Origin of the sequence: Bradyrhizobium sp. sGM-13 (genome assembly GCF_018398875.1) — a bacterium.
In the GTDB taxonomy this organism is placed as follows: Bacteria; Pseudomonadota; Alphaproteobacteria; order Rhizobiales; family Xanthobacteraceae; genus Bradyrhizobium.
Genome location: NZ_JAGWDK010000010.1, coordinates 271,845 through 285,540 on the forward strand (window position 1 = coordinate 271,845; position 13,696 = coordinate 285,540).

Annotated in this window: 18 protein-coding genes and 1 pseudogene; 13 read left to right on the forward strand and 6 right to left on the reverse strand. The window is 59.3% G+C overall.

Annotation, left to right across the window (positions count from 1 at the left end; genetic code table 11):
- Nucleotides 1-93: 93 nt before the first annotated feature.
- A complete protein-coding gene (locus KJQ96_RS17925) occupies nt 94-558 on the reverse strand; it encodes a YbhB/YbcL family Raf kinase inhibitor-like protein (RefSeq protein WP_213287891.1) in 465 nt (154 codons plus the stop codon).
- A gap of 239 nt (nt 559-797) precedes the next feature.
- Between KJQ96_RS17925 and KJQ96_RS17930 the strand changes: the two genes are divergently transcribed.
- Entirely contained in the window at nt 798-2,132 is a 1,335-nt protein-coding gene (locus KJQ96_RS17930; protein ID WP_213287892.1) for an erythromycin esterase family protein, read from the forward strand.
- Nucleotides 2,133-2,134: 2 nt separating this feature from the next.
- Entirely contained in the window at nt 2,135-3,466 is a 1,332-nt protein-coding gene (locus KJQ96_RS41745) for a phosphoribosyltransferase family protein (protein WP_309142431.1), read from the forward strand.
- A gap of 59 nt (nt 3,467-3,525) precedes the next feature.
- Here the strand turns inward: KJQ96_RS41745 and greA are convergent, their stop codons facing one another.
- Nucleotides 3,526-4,032 carry a transcription elongation factor GreA gene (gene greA / locus KJQ96_RS17945; protein ID WP_213287893.1) on the reverse strand — a complete coding sequence of 169 codons (507 nt, stop codon included), beginning with the start codon at nt 4,030-4,032 and terminating at the stop codon, nt 3,526-3,528.
- Between the two features lie 346 nt (nt 4,033-4,378).
- Here greA and KJQ96_RS42035 point away from each other — a divergent pair, with 346 nt between their 5' ends.
- The 6 genes from KJQ96_RS42035 (at nt 4,379) to KJQ96_RS17975 (ending at nt 6,990) form a co-directional block, all read left to right on the forward strand.
- Nucleotides 4,379-4,621 (forward strand): hypothetical protein, encoded by a 243-nt coding sequence (locus KJQ96_RS42035; protein ID WP_375293174.1) that lies wholly within the window; start codon nt 4,379-4,381, stop codon nt 4,619-4,621.
- Nucleotides 4,622-4,686: 65 nt separating this feature from the next.
- Nucleotides 4,687-5,427 (forward strand): PLP-dependent aminotransferase family protein, encoded by a 741-nt coding sequence (locus tag KJQ96_RS17955; protein ID WP_213287895.1) that lies wholly within the window; start codon nt 4,687-4,689, stop codon nt 5,425-5,427.
- Nucleotides 5,424-5,759: a hypothetical protein gene (locus KJQ96_RS17960; RefSeq protein WP_213287896.1), complete on the forward strand. Its 336-nt coding sequence runs from the start codon at nt 5,424-5,426 to the stop codon at nt 5,757-5,759. The genes KJQ96_RS17955 and KJQ96_RS17960 overlap by 4 nt, the downstream gene beginning before the upstream one ends.
- Before the next feature lie 345 nt (nt 5,760-6,104).
- Nucleotides 6,105-6,365: a DUF1127 domain-containing protein gene (locus KJQ96_RS17965; protein WP_249734158.1), complete on the forward strand. Its 261-nt coding sequence runs from the start codon at nt 6,105-6,107 to the stop codon at nt 6,363-6,365.
- Entirely contained in the window at nt 6,362-6,622 is a 261-nt protein-coding gene (locus KJQ96_RS17970) for a hypothetical protein (RefSeq protein WP_213287897.1), read from the forward strand. The genes KJQ96_RS17965 and KJQ96_RS17970 overlap by 4 nt, the downstream gene beginning before the upstream one ends.
- Nucleotides 6,622-6,990, forward strand: coding sequence for a LysE family transporter (locus KJQ96_RS17975; RefSeq protein ID WP_249734183.1), 369 nt, complete (start codon nt 6,622-6,624; stop codon nt 6,988-6,990). Before KJQ96_RS17970 ends, KJQ96_RS17975 begins: the two co-directional genes overlap by 1 nt.
- 541 nt (nt 6,991-7,531) lie before the next feature.
- Here the strand turns inward: KJQ96_RS17975 and KJQ96_RS17980 are convergent.
- Both KJQ96_RS17980 and KJQ96_RS17985 read right to left on the reverse strand, forming a co-directional pair.
- Nucleotides 7,532-7,975, reverse strand: a complete 444-nt coding sequence (locus KJQ96_RS17980) for a hypothetical protein (RefSeq protein ID WP_213287899.1) — start codon at nt 7,973-7,975, stop codon at nt 7,532-7,534.
- A gap of 73 nt (nt 7,976-8,048) precedes the next feature.
- Complete coding sequence (locus tag KJQ96_RS17985) at nt 8,049-9,203, reverse strand: S1C family serine protease (protein ID WP_213287900.1); 1,155 nt, start codon at nt 9,201-9,203, stop codon at nt 8,049-8,051.
- 478 nt (nt 9,204-9,681) lie between these two features.
- On the opposite strand from KJQ96_RS17985, the gene KJQ96_RS17990 reads away from it, so the two are divergent.
- The 3 genes from KJQ96_RS17990 (at nt 9,682) to KJQ96_RS18000 (ending at nt 11,077) form a co-directional block, all read left to right on the forward strand.
- Nucleotides 9,682-9,966, forward strand: a complete 285-nt coding sequence (locus KJQ96_RS17990) for a hypothetical protein (RefSeq protein ID WP_213287901.1) — start codon at nt 9,682-9,684, stop codon at nt 9,964-9,966.
- Between the two features lie 523 nt (nt 9,967-10,489).
- Nucleotides 10,490-10,774: a hypothetical protein gene (locus tag KJQ96_RS17995; protein WP_213287902.1), complete on the forward strand. Its 285-nt coding sequence runs from the start codon at nt 10,490-10,492 to the stop codon at nt 10,772-10,774.
- A gap of 75 nt (nt 10,775-10,849) precedes the next feature.
- Complete coding sequence (locus KJQ96_RS18000) at nt 10,850-11,077, forward strand: hypothetical protein (protein ID WP_213287903.1); 228 nt, start codon at nt 10,850-10,852, stop codon at nt 11,075-11,077.
- A gap of 94 nt (nt 11,078-11,171) precedes the next feature.
- On the opposite strand, the gene KJQ96_RS18005 is transcribed toward KJQ96_RS18000, so the two are convergent.
- Both KJQ96_RS18005 and KJQ96_RS18010 read right to left on the reverse strand, forming a co-directional pair.
- The gene (locus KJQ96_RS18005) at nt 11,172-11,492 is read right to left on the reverse strand and encodes an H-NS histone family protein (RefSeq protein ID WP_309142432.1); all 321 of its coding nucleotides are present in this window, start codon (nt 11,490-11,492) and stop codon (nt 11,172-11,174) included.
- A gap of 611 nt (nt 11,493-12,103) precedes the next feature.
- Nucleotides 12,104-12,565 carry a hypothetical protein gene (locus KJQ96_RS18010; RefSeq protein ID WP_197427362.1) on the reverse strand — a complete coding sequence of 154 codons (462 nt, stop codon included), beginning with the start codon at nt 12,563-12,565 and terminating at the stop codon, nt 12,104-12,106.
- 162 nt (nt 12,566-12,727) lie between these two features.
- Here KJQ96_RS18010 and KJQ96_RS40265 point away from each other — a divergent pair.
- Together KJQ96_RS40265 and KJQ96_RS18020 are read left to right on the forward strand one after the other, a co-directional pair.
- A pseudogene (locus KJQ96_RS40265) lies at nt 12,728-13,141 on the forward strand (SOS response-associated peptidase family protein); the annotation flags it as partial.
- Between the two features lie 250 nt (nt 13,142-13,391).
- Nucleotides 13,392-13,661, forward strand: coding sequence for a hypothetical protein (locus KJQ96_RS18020; RefSeq protein WP_213287904.1), 270 nt, complete (start codon nt 13,392-13,394; stop codon nt 13,659-13,661).
- The last annotated feature ends 35 nt before the right edge of the window (nt 13,662-13,696 follow it).

Genomic DNA, 13,696 nt, shown 5'->3' on the forward strand with positions numbered 1-13,696 from the left:
GTATGATGCAAACAGAAGGAACAGAGCGCCGAGCGGGAGCGGGAATGCCACAGGCGCACCCCGACACCCGCTCGTTCCATGCAACGCGTCGCGCTATCTGCGGTACGTCCCGACGAGTTCAGCTTGGCCGATCGCGTGCTTCTCGGCTGCTTTCCAGATGTCGGCTATCGGCATACTAGGCGAACGCGACAGCTCGTCGACATCCAAGGCCGCCAGCTTGAAGTGATAGTGATGCGTACCATGACCCTTGGGCGGCGCTGGCCCGCCATAGCCTAGTTCGCCGAAATCGTTCACGCCTTTGCCGAGATGCTCCGTCTTTGGCCCGTGACCGATGGCTTCCGGCAGCATCGTCCGCTCGCCCATGATGTTGTAGATGCCCCAATGCCGAAACGTGCCGGACGGTGCATCCGGGTCCTCAACGATAAGGGCGAAGCTCTTCGTACCCGGCGGCGGATCCGACCATTGAAGCGGCGGAGACACATTCTGGCCGTCGCAAGTGTATTTGACCGGAATCGGCTGGTCGTCATCGAATGCAGGACTCGTCAACTTGAACACCATATGCAGACTCCCGTGCTCATGAAGGGTCGCAGCGGCGGGCTCGCTCGGTCCTCCGGGTGCAACCACACGCTTGCCGGTCGATTCCGCCGATACGAAGGAACGTCGGACCGGCGCTTGAGTTGCCTCAATAAGGCACGCTCATCGGCGTTTCCCGCGTGCGCTCAGGACGATCCCTGCAAAGCCGCGCGTCGGTACGCCGATGCTGGACAAGCGCAGCAGCCATCTAGGGAACCCGGCGCATGGCCCTTTCACCGGAAGCCGAACAAATTCGCGAGAGGACCAATCGCGAGTTGATCGATTTCCTGCGCGAAGCAGGCGAGCATCTCCCGGCTCCGGAGCAGGACGATTTCACGTCCTTTTTCGATCGGTTCGGCTCTGCGAAAATCGTGATGCTTGGCGAGGCGACACATGGCACGTCAGAATTCTATCGGGCACGTGCCGCCATCACCCGCCAGCTGATCGAGCACCACGGCTTCAACATTGTCGCGGTCGAGGCCGATTGGCCGGACGCAGCAGTGCTCGACCACCTCGTGCGGCAACTGCCATCCGAGCCGCCCAAGGAGCGGCCGTTCGAACGTTTTCCAACCTGGATGTGGCGCAATATCGAAGTGAAGCATTTCATCGATTATCTGCGCTTCCACAACGGCGCGTGCGCTGCGGACCAGCGGGTCGAGTTGCGGGGGCTCGACGTCTACAGCCTCAACAGCTCCATTGCCGCTGTCATCGCGTATCTCGAAGGCATCGACCCGGAACGCGCCCGCGCGGCGCGTGAACGCTATTCCTGCCTGACGCCGTGGCAGGCCGACCCTGCCGGTTACGGACGCGTCGTGCTGTCCGGCCGCGACAGTTGCGAAGACGAGGTGGTGGCTCAATTGCGCGAGCTTCTGTCGCACCGGCTTTCGCATCAAGACGGCGGCGAGGCCTTCTTCAATGCCGCGCAGAATGCGCGGATCGTGCGCGCGGCCGAACAGTATTACCGCATCATGTATCGCGGCTCGACCGAGTCGTGGAACTTGCGCGACCGTCACATGTTCGACACGCTGCAATATGTGATGCAGGAACGCGGGCCGCAGGCGAAGGCGGTGGTCTGGGCCCACAACTCCCACATCGGCAACGCCGCGGCAACTTCGATGGGTTGGGGTGGCGAATTCAATATCGGAGAGCTTGTCCGCAACGCCTATGGCGACGAAGCCGTCTTGATCGGGTTCGGCACGGATCGCGGCACAGTGGCTGCGGCCTCCGATTGGGGCGGCGAGATGGAGATCAAGTCGGTTCGGCCGGCCCGCGAGGACAGCTATGAATACCTGTTCCGCCGCACCGGCCTGGCGCGATCACTGACCGATTTGCGGCCGCCCGGCCGAGGCGAGCTGCGCGACAGGCTGACCGGTCCCAGACTCGAGCGAGCCATTGGCGTCATCTATCGACCCGAGACGGAGCTCCTCAGCCACTACTTTGAGGCGGTATTGCCCGAACAGTTCGACGCGTTCGTCTGGTTCGAAGACACCAAGGCGGTGACACCGTTTGCGACAAGAGCCGTCGCGGGCGCGGCAGAAACCTATCCCTTTGGATTCTGATCATGGCACGTGCACGGGAACAGCTCAGCGAAGTCCTGGTCCGTCCGCACCACCTTGCGGGTATTTTGGGCGTGCCTCACGATGCGGCCGGCATAGTGATTTTTGCGCATGGCGGTAGCGGCCGTCTAAGCCCACGCAACAACCAGGTCGCAGCGGCTCTCCGTGAGGCCGGGTTTGCCACGCTGCTGCTTGATCTCCTCAGCCCGGAGGAGGAGCGTGACCGCGGCAACGTATTCGACATCCCGCTGTTGGCATCACGGCTTGCAGACGCCGCAAACTGGAGCCGCAACAGGCCAGAGCTCGCGAAGTTTCCGATTGGCTATTTCGGCGCAAGCACCGGTGCAGCGGCCGCGCTGGTCGCGGCTGCCGACCGGCAAAACGTCGCTGCGGTGGTTTCGCGCGGCGGTCGCCCGGATTTGGCCGGCAATGCGCTGCACGCCGTCAGGGCGCCGACGCTGCTGATCGTTGGTGGAGCCGACCTACCGGTGATTCCGCTCAACCGTTCGGCTTTTGCGGAGCTCTCTTGCGAGAAGGACCTCGTGATCGTGCCGAAGGCGACGCATTTGTTCGAAGAACCCGGCGCGCTTGAGCAGGTGACGCAATATGCCACGCGCTGGTTCCGCCAATTCCTGGCGTCGCCCCTCTCCGAAGAGGTGATCGACGCCGATACGATTTTCGCCAACCGCCGAGACGCCGGACGCCGGCTGGCGTCGGCTCTCATGAAATTCAGAGACAAGGACGCGGTTGTGCTTGCGCTGCCGCGCGGCGGCGTTCCTGTTGCATTCGAGATTGCGCAAGCGTTGCACGCCCCGCTCGACGTAGCGCTCGTGCGCAAGATCGGCGCGCCGGGCCATGAGGAACTCGGGCTCGGTGCAGTCGTCGATGGCGCCCATCCGCAGGTCGTGCTCAACGAGGATATCGTTCGCGAGATCCAGCCGGGCGCGGCCTATCTGGAAGCCGAGACGGCCCGCCAGCTTGCCGAAATCGAACGTCGACGGCGCCTTTACCGCGACGGTGATCCACCGCCGGAGATTGCCGGCCGTACAATCATTGTCGTCGACGACGGCATCGCCACCGGCGGATCCGTGAAAGCCGTGCTGAGAGCGCTCGCAAGGGCGAAGCCGGGTCGTCTCGTTCTAGCGGTGCCGGTCGCACCACGCGATTCGCTTGACGAACTGAGTGCGGAGGCAGACGAGATCATTTGTCTCAAGAGCCCCGATCCGTTCTTTGCGGTCGGCATGCACTACAGGGATTTCGGCCAGACTTCCGATCAGGAGGTTACCGAGCTGTTGCATCGTTCAAAGGCCAGCAGCCCGAACCAGGCGCGTACGTGACGATCGCGATAACAATGTCCGATGCGATCCGTACCCAACCCGAAGATCGAGCCGCCGTTTCACACCTGCTCGCGCCTTTTTCGTTTTGCCTCAAACCACTCCACTTGGCGGACCCCGAAAGCCTTGGCGCCGCCCGGCGTCTCGACGGCCACGGTTTCCCCTTTGCTCTTTCCGATTAACGCCCTGGCGATCGGTGAAGTTATCGAAATCTTCCCCTTGCTCGCGTCGGCTTCCGGTTCGCCGACGAGCTGCCAGACCCGCTTCTCGCCGGTGTCCTCATCAATCAGCGTCACCGTGGCGCCAAACTTGATGGTATTGCCGGAAAGCTTGGATACGTCGACGATATCTGCACGCGCGAGCTTGTCTTCCAACTCGGCAATTCGAGTGTCGTTGACACTTTGCTCTGCAAGCGCAACCTGATATTCCGAATTCTCAACCAGATTTGGATCGTCGGCGATCGCCTGCTGAATCCGCTGAACAAGATCGGGCCGCTCGATGCGCATACGGTGCCTCAGCTCATCTGCAAGGGCAGCGTAGCCCGCGGCTGTCATGGGAAGTTTTGTCATCGCGACTCTTACCGAGTTAATCGACAAAGCATGCATTCATACGTTCGCGCCGCGCGCCACCAGCGGTCGCGTACCTGCGGTGGGGAACGCCGTGCGAGGACACGGGTTCCAATTAGCGAGTTGCCGGTTTCCCCATAGTGCGTGCGCCACAGCGCCTCGCCCGCTGCGCGGCTCTGACAGTCCCCGATGGAACCTGCAGGAGCGGTATGATGGAACGTACACCCTTATGTAAGGTTGCCAGTCCAATGCGGAGCAAAGAGGGCTCGGTACTGTGGCTTTTCATGTCAGCCTTGTTGGTCGAAGTGACCTCAGCGGAGAAATCTACCGTCAAATCCGGCAGGCAATTCTGGGCGGGCGCCTTCGGCCTGGAGAGCGGCTATCTCCCACGCGAGAACTAGCCGCCGCGCTGACGGTTGCGCGATCGACGGTGACGATTGCTTATGAAGCCTTGTCGCGGAAGGATTCGCGACATCCCGTCCGGGCGCCGGGACGTTCGTCAGCCATCAGCTTGAGGCGAAACGTCCGGCGTCGAAAACAAGGCGGTCGACAGTCCGCGCAATTCGGGTGCGTGGAGTTTGGGAAACGATAGCGCTTCCGATAGGCTTTAACCGCGCGGCGCGTTTCGACTTCAGAACCGGGCTTCCGGACGCTTCGTTGTTTCCACACCGAGCCTGGCGGCGGGTCGTCGCCCGTGCGCTGCGCTCGCGCGAGATGGCGGCAGGCGTCTACGAGAATCCTGCGGGCACTTGGGACCTACGCGCGGCGATCGCTCGCCACATTGGCATCTCACGCAGCGTTTCGGCATCGCCCGACGACGTAATCGTGGCCAATGGCACCCAACAAGCACTCGACATCGTCGCTCGCGTGCTTCTCGGGCCCGGTGATGTCGTTGCGATGGAGGATCCGGGCTATCGGCCTCTAAAGGAGTTGCTCAAGGCGCTGGGCGCGCGCGTGACCGGTGCGCCGGTCGACCGCGACGGTCTGGTCGTGGAGGCGCTGCCGGCCGAAGCCAGGGTGGTCTTCGTGACGCCGTCGCATCAGTTTCCCCTCGGCGTGGCCATGAGCCTGTCGCGTCGACGTGCGCTGCTTGCCTGGGCCGAGCGCAGCAACGCGGTTGTCGTCGAGGATGACTATGACAGCGAGTTTCGCTTCGGCGGACGTCCGCTCGAGCCGCTTCAGACCATCGATTCGACCGGTCGCGTTGTGTATGTCGGCACGTTCTCAAAGACGTTGCTGCCGGCTCTCCGGCTGGCCTTTATGGTCGTGCCGCCGTCACTGCGAGAGGCGGCGCACAAGGCGAAGTTCGTCAGCGATTGGCATACAGCGACAATGGCGCAGAGCGCGCTGGCGCAGTTCATCGACGAGGGCGCGTTTGCGCGCCACATTCGCAGGTGAGCCGCATCTATAGCGAACGGCATGAGATACTGACCGGGGAGATCAAGAGGGACTTCGGCGATCACCTCGACCTCGTTCCATCGAGCACGGGGCTGCACATCACCGCTTGCGCGCGAGGAGCATCGGCTGATCATATCGATGCGATTGTATTACAAGCCTTTGATCTCGGTGTTGCCGTTGATACGATGTCGCGCTGTCAGGTGGACAGAAAGCCTCCGGCCGGCATCATCCTGGGATATGGGGCGATCGAGACGGCGCGGATTGCCGAAGGGCTCAGCCGGCTGCGCAGATGCTTCGATGAATGCGTGTCGCGACGCGCGAAAGCGGCGTGAGCGACGCGCTCAGCTCAATCAACCCGACAAATACAGTCCTCAGGCGCCGCCTGAATTGGACTGATTGATTATCCGCGGATTGGACCTTCCGTCATACCGCTTCGCTTTCTAGTGTTGGGCCGCTGAAAGGTCGACGGTCGATGCAGAGCGGGCGCGCTCCATTTCGCACCCGCACGCACTTTGCAAATCGCATTAAAGCGGACATCCGCCGACTTGCAGAATCGCGAACTCACACCTTGGAGACACGAGCGCGTGAGTTGTGAAGCAATTCACGGCCGCGGGTCGCGGCTCGACCTAATCACGCTGCTGCAAGCTGACCTACCGAATTCGAACAGGAGGTTTCACATGAAGCATCCGATGACTTTTTCAATCGCAAGCGTCAATTCATTCACGAGTCGGAAAGCAGCCGCGGCGTCCAGCCGCCACGACGGCGCTGAGACATCTCGACTTGGATGGGCAACACGGTTCTTTAGCTGGTGTGCCCAGTGTTCGGAGCGGTCGCGGCAGCGACAAGCCCTGGCGGAGCTCGATGATCATTTTCTCAAGGACATCGGCAAGACGCGGCAAGAGTCGATGGCCGAAGCAGCCAAGCCATTCTGGAAATGATGTCGTTCATCGGGCACTTGCTGCCGGCGGCGGCGCTGGGCTTGTTCGTCGCTATCCCGTTCGGCCCGATTGGCCTGATATGCGTGCAGCGGACGCTGGCATTCGGAATCTGGACAGGAGTTGCGAGCGGCATGGGCGCGGCAACAGCCCACGGGATGTTCAGTTGCCTGGCCGTGGTGAGCGGGACCGTGTTGACGCAGATAACGCTCGCCCTGCACACGCCGCTGCGCATCACGGGAGGGATCGTGCTGTCTTGATGGGCCTCAGAACCATTCTCGTGTCCACGGGCGCGGCGCACGGCTCGACATGCGGAGATCCGACATGCGCAGATTTGCCTTCGGCCTATATATCGACCCTGTTGATCGCCGCCGCCAACCCGATGACGATACTGCCGTACCTGGGTGTCGCGTCCGCGCTGGAAACCGGCCAACCGCTGATCATGGAACGCGCGCTGGCGACGTCCATCGGTGTGATGCTCGGCAGCGCATCCTGGTATCTCTTCCTCACCCTCAGCACGAACACCATGTTTCGAAGCTTGCAGAAAGCCGCGCTGGATTGGTTCAACAGACTCACCGGGATCCTCCTGATAGCCTTGGGAGCTTCGCTATGCGCCCGCACCGTCTGATGGCGACAGCAGAGAAAGGGCTGGCGCCATCGAACGACGTAGCTCTTCGTCTCGGTGAAAAGAGGAAAGAGCCGTGGGCACCACGTATGACGGCTCCCCGGTATGACGACCGCGATCACGGTGACTGTTCGCGCTCCGACCCATTCTCGCCAGCGCCGAACCGCAAGACCGCAGCGAACGACGGGCAGCTCGCCAGTGGGCGTCCCGGTGCAGGAGGCGGCGCTCCCAACTACAAAAATACGAAAAACAACCCCATGCAAAGTAGCAGGTAGTCGCTGGCATGATGCCCGAGCGACGGCGCGAAAACATTTGACACGTCGGGCAAATCAGCGGCACTACTCCATCATCGCGCAGACTAACTATGGGCCTGCTGTAACGTCGCCCTTCGCCGCGATTTGCACACAAGATCCTTTTGACAATTGAAGGTCGTCGCAACGAGCCATCGCCTGCGCGTTGCCGAACCGCGCGCTTCCGGAGCCTTCCGGCGATATCGACATGAACACCGCTCAGAACTCAATTTGCCGATGACGACAGCCGCAATCTAACCAGGACAGCACCCGAACTGACGAGCGCCGGTTCTGCTCTGCGTCAACGGCTTCCCGCCGATCTCGCGCTGTGCAGGAAGCTGCAGCACGGTTGCCGTTTGACCGGGGCGCAGCCTTGTAAGAGTCACGATCCTGCCGTTCGCAAACTCGAGGGCGTCGTGGTGCCTATCGCTCAGTTCCTGATTGATCTGCCTGAAGCGCGCGAGCCGCGCCCCAATGCTGCCGAACCGCATGCTGGGAAATAGCTCCGCAAACGGATGATCACTGACTGCGTCTTCGCTGAACACAAGCTCAGTACCCGGCGAGAGGCACACGGCAATTCCCGACTCTCCGACCGCGGAGAAGCCCCGTGTCACGGTATTGGGAAATTCGCTCGTTATCAGCAATTCTCCCGACCTTGCAGCACGTGATTCGACGCAGTGCAGGCTGTAGTCGCACATTGAACCGCTCCCTTTTGCATTGCTGTCCTTGATGTGGACCTGCTGGGATGATGACTGAAAGATTCCGATCCCACTACCTGCGAATGGCCGGTGGTACCTCGGCCTGATCAGGCATCTGACCTAAGGCCACATTCAGTGAGTTCTCCCTTCCTTCGCGAAGCATGGCGAGCCGGATCGAGGAGCCTGGCGCCATCGCATGGATCTTCTTGGTCAATTCTTTGGCGTTCCTGATCGGCTGCCCCTCCGCCGCGGTGATCACGTCCCCGCGTCTCAATCCGGCCCTGGCAGCCGGACCGTCGTCCTGAACGCTGGCCACGATCGCGCCGTGCAGATCATTCACGCCGAGGCTGTCGGCAATGTCCGGAGTGACCGGTTGAACTTTGGCCCCTATCCATCCGCGCGTGACAGCGCCCTTGTCTTTCAGTTGCGATACCACTGCCTTGACCGTGTCTGCGGGGACCGCAAAAGCAACGCCCACCGAGCCTTCCGAGGATGAAAGGATCTTGCTGTTGACGCCGACGACGTCGCCGCGGGCATTAAAGCTCGGGCCGCCAGAATTGCCTTGGTTGATCGGCGCATCGATTTGGATGAAATCCGTCGCGGAGCCCGTTTCGATGTCGCGCTCGCGCGCTGAAACGATGCCGGCCGTGACCGTGCCTCCTAGCCCGAACGGGCTGCCAGCAGCCAACACCCAATCGCCGACGCGCGGCAGTTGATCGACGAGTTTTACATAACTGAAGTCGCTGCGCCCATCGACTTTGATCAGGGCGACGTCAGTCAACGAATCCTTCCCTATGACTTTTGCAGAGTAGGTCTTGTTGTCGTTGGTGCGGATCTCGGCCGTATCGCCGTCTTCCACGACGTGACTGTTCGTCACGGCATAACCGTCCGCGGAGATGAAGAAGCCGGAGCCAAACGAGACCAGTTGATCACGGGCATTCGGCCCTGGACTCTGCTTGTTCGGAGGCCTCTGATCAGGTGCACCGAATAGTCGGTCGGGAAGGCCTTTGGATGTCACAGCAGCTTTGGAGCTGACCCCAATCACGGCCGGTTGAACTCTTTCGGCGAGATCGGCGAAGTCGTCAGGTCCACCGCCACCTCTACTATCGGCAACCCAATGCATCAACGTCGAGGGCTCGCGCGCGAAAGGAGTCTGACCCCGCGTATTGATGGTCTGTGCCTGTGCAATGCTCGCGATCACCACGATCGCGGCGATGGTGCCGCCCATGACCGAAGTCCGACGGCAGCTCAAAGCTACACTTCCATGAGCCATTTCCGCTTCCATAGCTTGTCATTGCCTCACCGCGGTTCCGACGTCAGACGCTGGAGCTAGCTCGCGGTCAATTCCTGTGAGAGGCGCTCAGACGCTCGCGGCAATTATGGGCCCAACAATCTGCCGCGCCGGCAGTTCCACTCGAGCCCACCGTGGATATTCCCAATTGCCGGCAAACCACCGACGATCGATCGCCTCGCCACCGAAAATCCCACATGGAAAATCCGACATGGCTGCCAAGACTTGGCTCCAAAGACATGGCTCCCAACGTGATCTTCCGTGCGGTCGCAGTTCCATCAGGAAGCGTGCGCTCGGCTCCACTTTCATCCGTTCGCAGAGGCGTTAAACGAAACTTGCGGGGAGCCTTCGCAACTTTCTTTGAACCGCCGTGCCGTGTTAGCATGAATCCGTGCAACGACGGTGAGACCAGGCTGTGATCAAGGTCGAGCGAACCGGCGAAGGCGATCCACTTGAATTCGAGGTCACCGTCGGTGTGGGAAACGGCGAGACTCGCCATCACGTCACGATGGCAAGAGATACTTGCGAACGGCTGACGATGGGCACGCACACGCCCGAGGGCTGCATCGAGGCGGCGTTCCGATTCCTGCTTGATCGCGAACCCCAGGGATCGATCCTGCGGCGTTTCGACATCACCGTGATCTCCCGCTATTTTCCCGAGTTCGAGCGCGAGCTGCCACGCTACCTCTCTCAATCCTGAAAAGTGGGCAAGTGTCTTTTAGAGGGTTTGTACGGCGACCCATTGCAGACAGAGACAATGCGCACGGCACGATATTGGTCGTCGCTTCATCGATCTGCGTTGCTGTAGCGCTCTTCAAGCTCCGGCTACAATCGACCAGTCTCATTCCACTAGAATTTGGTGACCGTAGATGTGTTGCCAATGCTACTTTCACTTACGGTGTTGCTGTTGTTGGTCAGCTTCTGCTTGCGTGCTTCGACAGACCTGCTTCGCGATCGAGAAAAACGCATTGCTCGTGACGCGACATATTGAGAATGAATGGGCGGCTGGCGCTCTTGCAGCAAGCCGCCCGTAGTTGACGTCGAAAAATTATGGCCGTCCACAAATGCCATACGCGTGTACATGCGCAGGCATTCTTCAGGTTGGGCCTATGTCGCTCGGCAAGTCATTCGAATCCGCGTTGGGAGCGGGGCAATCCTCGCCGAAAATAAATAGCAACTTTTTCCCGATCCCGCGTTTACCCTCAGGTAGGGAGGATAAAAACATGGCTACCAAGTCGCAGGCAACTGACCGTATTGCGGAACTCGGGTCCGATAGACTTCTCAGCCGCAAAACGTTGGAACTCGATTATCTTCAGCATTTGATTGCGGATAAAGTAAAAGCCTTCAACACAGAAATCGATGAAATTAGACGTGGGCCGCCGTCAAGCCAAAGTTCGCTGCCTCACAATCAAACGGTTTCACGGGATGAGCTTCCGGAAAACTCTCGCAAGTTCCTCGATAGCTTCCTAGCTGACCGAGGAGCCCTCTCATTTAGAAACAAAACGTGAGTGGTCAGGGCTGGACCAAATGGATTTTAAATGCGGTCTAGTATTATTTCTACAGGGACCTGAAGGCAAACAAGCATGGACGAGCGCCAACAAGGAGAGATCGAAGATCGCCGCAAGTTTTTGATTGCGGCTGGCCGGTTCGCAGCGGTAACGCCTCCGGCAATAACGCTGCTGCTATCGACCTCTCTGACCTCCGATGCGATCGCGCATTCTGGCGGGGGCGGCGGGCCCAGGGGCAACAACGGCTACGGCAACGGCGGCAGCGACGGCAGTCCAAATGGCAAGCCTGACAAGTATCGCTGAAGTACGGTGCGACCTTGGCGTCTCCAGCCGACCCCAAGCTGGGGCACGTCATCATCCGCCGGAAAAATTCATCAAACCGCCTGCGCGCCGACGATTATCGTCCACCGGCCGCCTTTTTGATCCTGAAATCCTCAACCCGCTTACCGGCGCGCAACTGCGTGACCAGCCAGCGCGGCTGCCTGCCACGGCCGGACCACGTCTCAAATGGTTGATCAGGGTTGCGATATTTCGCGGAAACCGGAGGATACCGACGACGCCCTGACGCTGGAGCTTCCAGCAGCTTTAGACGCTGTTCTAGCTTCAGCTTTTCCTCGTGGATACGTTGCTGCAAAAGATCGGAGACTTCAACGTGCAGCGACCATAGCTCGTCGATACTCGTCTGATCTAATTCAGTTCGCTTCATCATCGGCTCCATTAATCGTTTCCGCGCGATTCTCCATCATTTAAACGGTACGAAGGTTGTTTTTCTTTTCGAGGGCATAAAAAGCGAGTGAGAGCTTTGTGAGGTAAAACTGCGGTCGAAATGAGCAATTGCAGTTTTGGAACCTAAGTTAATGCATCACACGTTTTGCTTTTAACTAGGTATTCGCACTCCGTAGGAGTTGCTATGTCCAAACGTACTCGCAATGTAGAACTGCGTCGACACGCCGATAAGGACTTGAGGATTCAATACGAAGAACTTCTTTGTTTGCGAGTGAAACTCACTGAACTGCTCTTTTCTCTGAAAAGATCGTCCCCCCGCAGGCGCAACATTATGCGTGGTAACCGGTCGACAGCGAAACGAAGGATTGTCCCTCGCACCAAAGTTATCCCCGGATGCTAATAGTAATCGAAATGAATGGATCAGCGAGTTCGTTTCCGCCCCGGCGCGCCACAATACCGTTGGCTCGACGTCGCAGCGTTGCCATTTGCTCGGCTCGATCCGAGCCAACCCTCGCCGAACCCGTCCGACAGCAACGGACAACATTGGCTGGTGACCGCGACAATGAATGACGCGGTCACTTAGAAGATCCGTCAATAGTCTATTTAAGCGGCAATTGTCGTTGCGATTTTTTTCTTAAGTTCTTCGCAGACCGTGCGAACTTCGGACGTCATCAGCGAGCATTCCTCGATCTGCAAGAAGTAGCGTTTGCCCTCCTCACGATAGCTTGCTGCCAGTTCCTTGATCTCATTTACCATTGAGTGAACACCAGCAACGGTTTCCTCGCACCTCTTGGCTGCGTCTTTCAGTTCGGCACCGAGTGCTTCGATCTCTTTTACCGCCGCTTCATATTCGCGAACGATGACTTCGGCGGAGAGTTTGCCTACCTGATTGACGCCTTCCTTGTGCGAGACGTAGTCGGGCATTGGGCCTTTCGGAAGCGGATGTTCGTCTTTTGGAATGATGTGAATTGAAGGTAATGCGCGATTGCCGTTTTGGATCACGTCTCCGATATCGCGTTCGATGTCGCTAAACTTCGATGCGAGAACTTCATCCGTAAAACTCATTTTACAAGACTCCAAACTGTTGCGGGACAATCGAGGGTCACGACGGTCAAGGAAAATGTTCAGGTTGTCCACCATTCAAATTTGCCACTATGTATTGTGGACGACATTGGAACTGCGTTCAGATATGCCCAGCAAGCCGTCAGCGTGGTGGTCCCGGAGAGTGTCCCAGCAAATAGCTTCGCCGAGTACGCACCGGAAACGAACCCTCAGACCAAGAAGAAGGACGTGGTCTGGTTCGCACTCAACGAGGACCGACCGTTGTTCGCCTTCGCAGGCATGTGGACGATCTTCAATGGGGAGCCAGGCATGAAGTCCATGCCGATCCCCGGTTCACATCTGGTCTATGGTTTGCTGACGACGTCGCCGAACGCAGTCGTCGAGCCAATCCATTCCAAGGCGATGCCGGTGATACTCATGACGGGCGAAGATCAGGATGTCTGGATGTGGGCGCCGACCGCAAGGGCATGCGCATTCAATGCTCAAGCTATAAGGAAAGTGGCTCGCGCATTAACGGGCGGCGCGTTTACCTCGACGACATCGAGGCGCTGGCTATCAAGGGATCGCGCCAGCATGTAGCGCACCCCGAGGTGATCACCGAGTTTGTCGAGCCTATAACGCCGAACGCAAGCAGCTCAAGAAGCAGGCGAACGCCGAGCGCACGCGGACAGAACGTCGCCTAGGCGAGATCGAGCGCGAGATTAAGCGCGCTGTCGATGCGATCACCAAGGGCGCGCCACCCGAGCCTATCATCCCGCGACTGCGCGAACTGGAGGCCGAGCGCAAAATACTCAGCGAGAGGCTTGAGACTGCCAGGGAAGGCGACAACGTGATCGTCCTGCATCCGAAGGCCATCGATCGCTACAAGCGCGCGGTGACAGAATTGGCCGATGAATTGAAGCGCGGCGAGCCAATGGAGTTTGCGACCATCCGTGAATTGGTGACGGCGATAATCGTGCACGCCAGCCCCAGCCGACCGGGCGGCGCAGGGACCAAAGCAAATGCCGAGGATGACCGGAGTGTGCGGATTGAAATAAGGGGCGGCAAATCCCGCCCTGTTTCCGAGCATGGTTATGTCGGTGAGCGGCCCGAGACATAGGTGACAGAACGTACCGGACACATGGGTTACACTTT

Bases quoted from the DNA above. Each gene is read 5' to 3' on its own strand.
- KJQ96_RS17965 (WP_249734158.1), top strand. From the start codon at position 6,105: ATGAAGCATCCGATGACTTTTTCAATCGCAAGCGTCAATTCATTCACG.
- KJQ96_RS18000 (WP_213287903.1), top strand. From the start codon at position 10,850: ATGGACGAGCGCCAACAAGGAGAGATCGAAGATCGCCGCAAGTTTTTG.
- greA (WP_213287893.1), bottom strand. From the start codon at position 4,032: ATGACAAAACTTCCCATGACAGCCGCGGGCTACGCTGCCCTTGCAGAT.
- KJQ96_RS17930 (WP_213287892.1), top strand. From the start codon at position 798: ATGGCCCTTTCACCGGAAGCCGAACAAATTCGCGAGAGGACCAATCGC.
- KJQ96_RS17970 (WP_213287897.1), top strand. From the start codon at position 6,362: ATGATGTCGTTCATCGGGCACTTGCTGCCGGCGGCGGCGCTGGGCTTG.
- KJQ96_RS41745 (WP_309142431.1), top strand. From the start codon at position 2,135: ATGGCACGTGCACGGGAACAGCTCAGCGAAGTCCTGGTCCGTCCGCAC.
- KJQ96_RS18005 (WP_309142432.1), bottom strand. From the start codon at position 11,492: ATGGAGCCGATGATGAAGCGAACTGAATTAGATCAGACGAGTATCGAC.
- KJQ96_RS17980 (WP_213287899.1), bottom strand. From the start codon at position 7,975: ATGTGCGACTACAGCCTGCACTGCGTCGAATCACGTGCTGCAAGGTCG.
- KJQ96_RS17985 (WP_213287900.1), bottom strand. From the start codon at position 9,203: ATGGGCGGCACCATCGCCGCGATCGTGGTGATCGCGAGCATTGCACAG.
- KJQ96_RS17995 (WP_213287902.1), top strand. From the start codon at position 10,490: ATGGCTACCAAGTCGCAGGCAACTGACCGTATTGCGGAACTCGGGTCC.
- KJQ96_RS17975 (WP_249734183.1), top strand. From the start codon at position 6,622: ATGGGCCTCAGAACCATTCTCGTGTCCACGGGCGCGGCGCACGGCTCG.
- KJQ96_RS18010 (WP_197427362.1), bottom strand. From the start codon at position 12,565: ATGAGTTTTACGGATGAAGTTCTCGCATCGAAGTTTAGCGACATCGAA.
- KJQ96_RS17925 (WP_213287891.1), bottom strand. From the start codon at position 558: ATGGTGTTCAAGTTGACGAGTCCTGCATTCGATGACGACCAGCCGATT.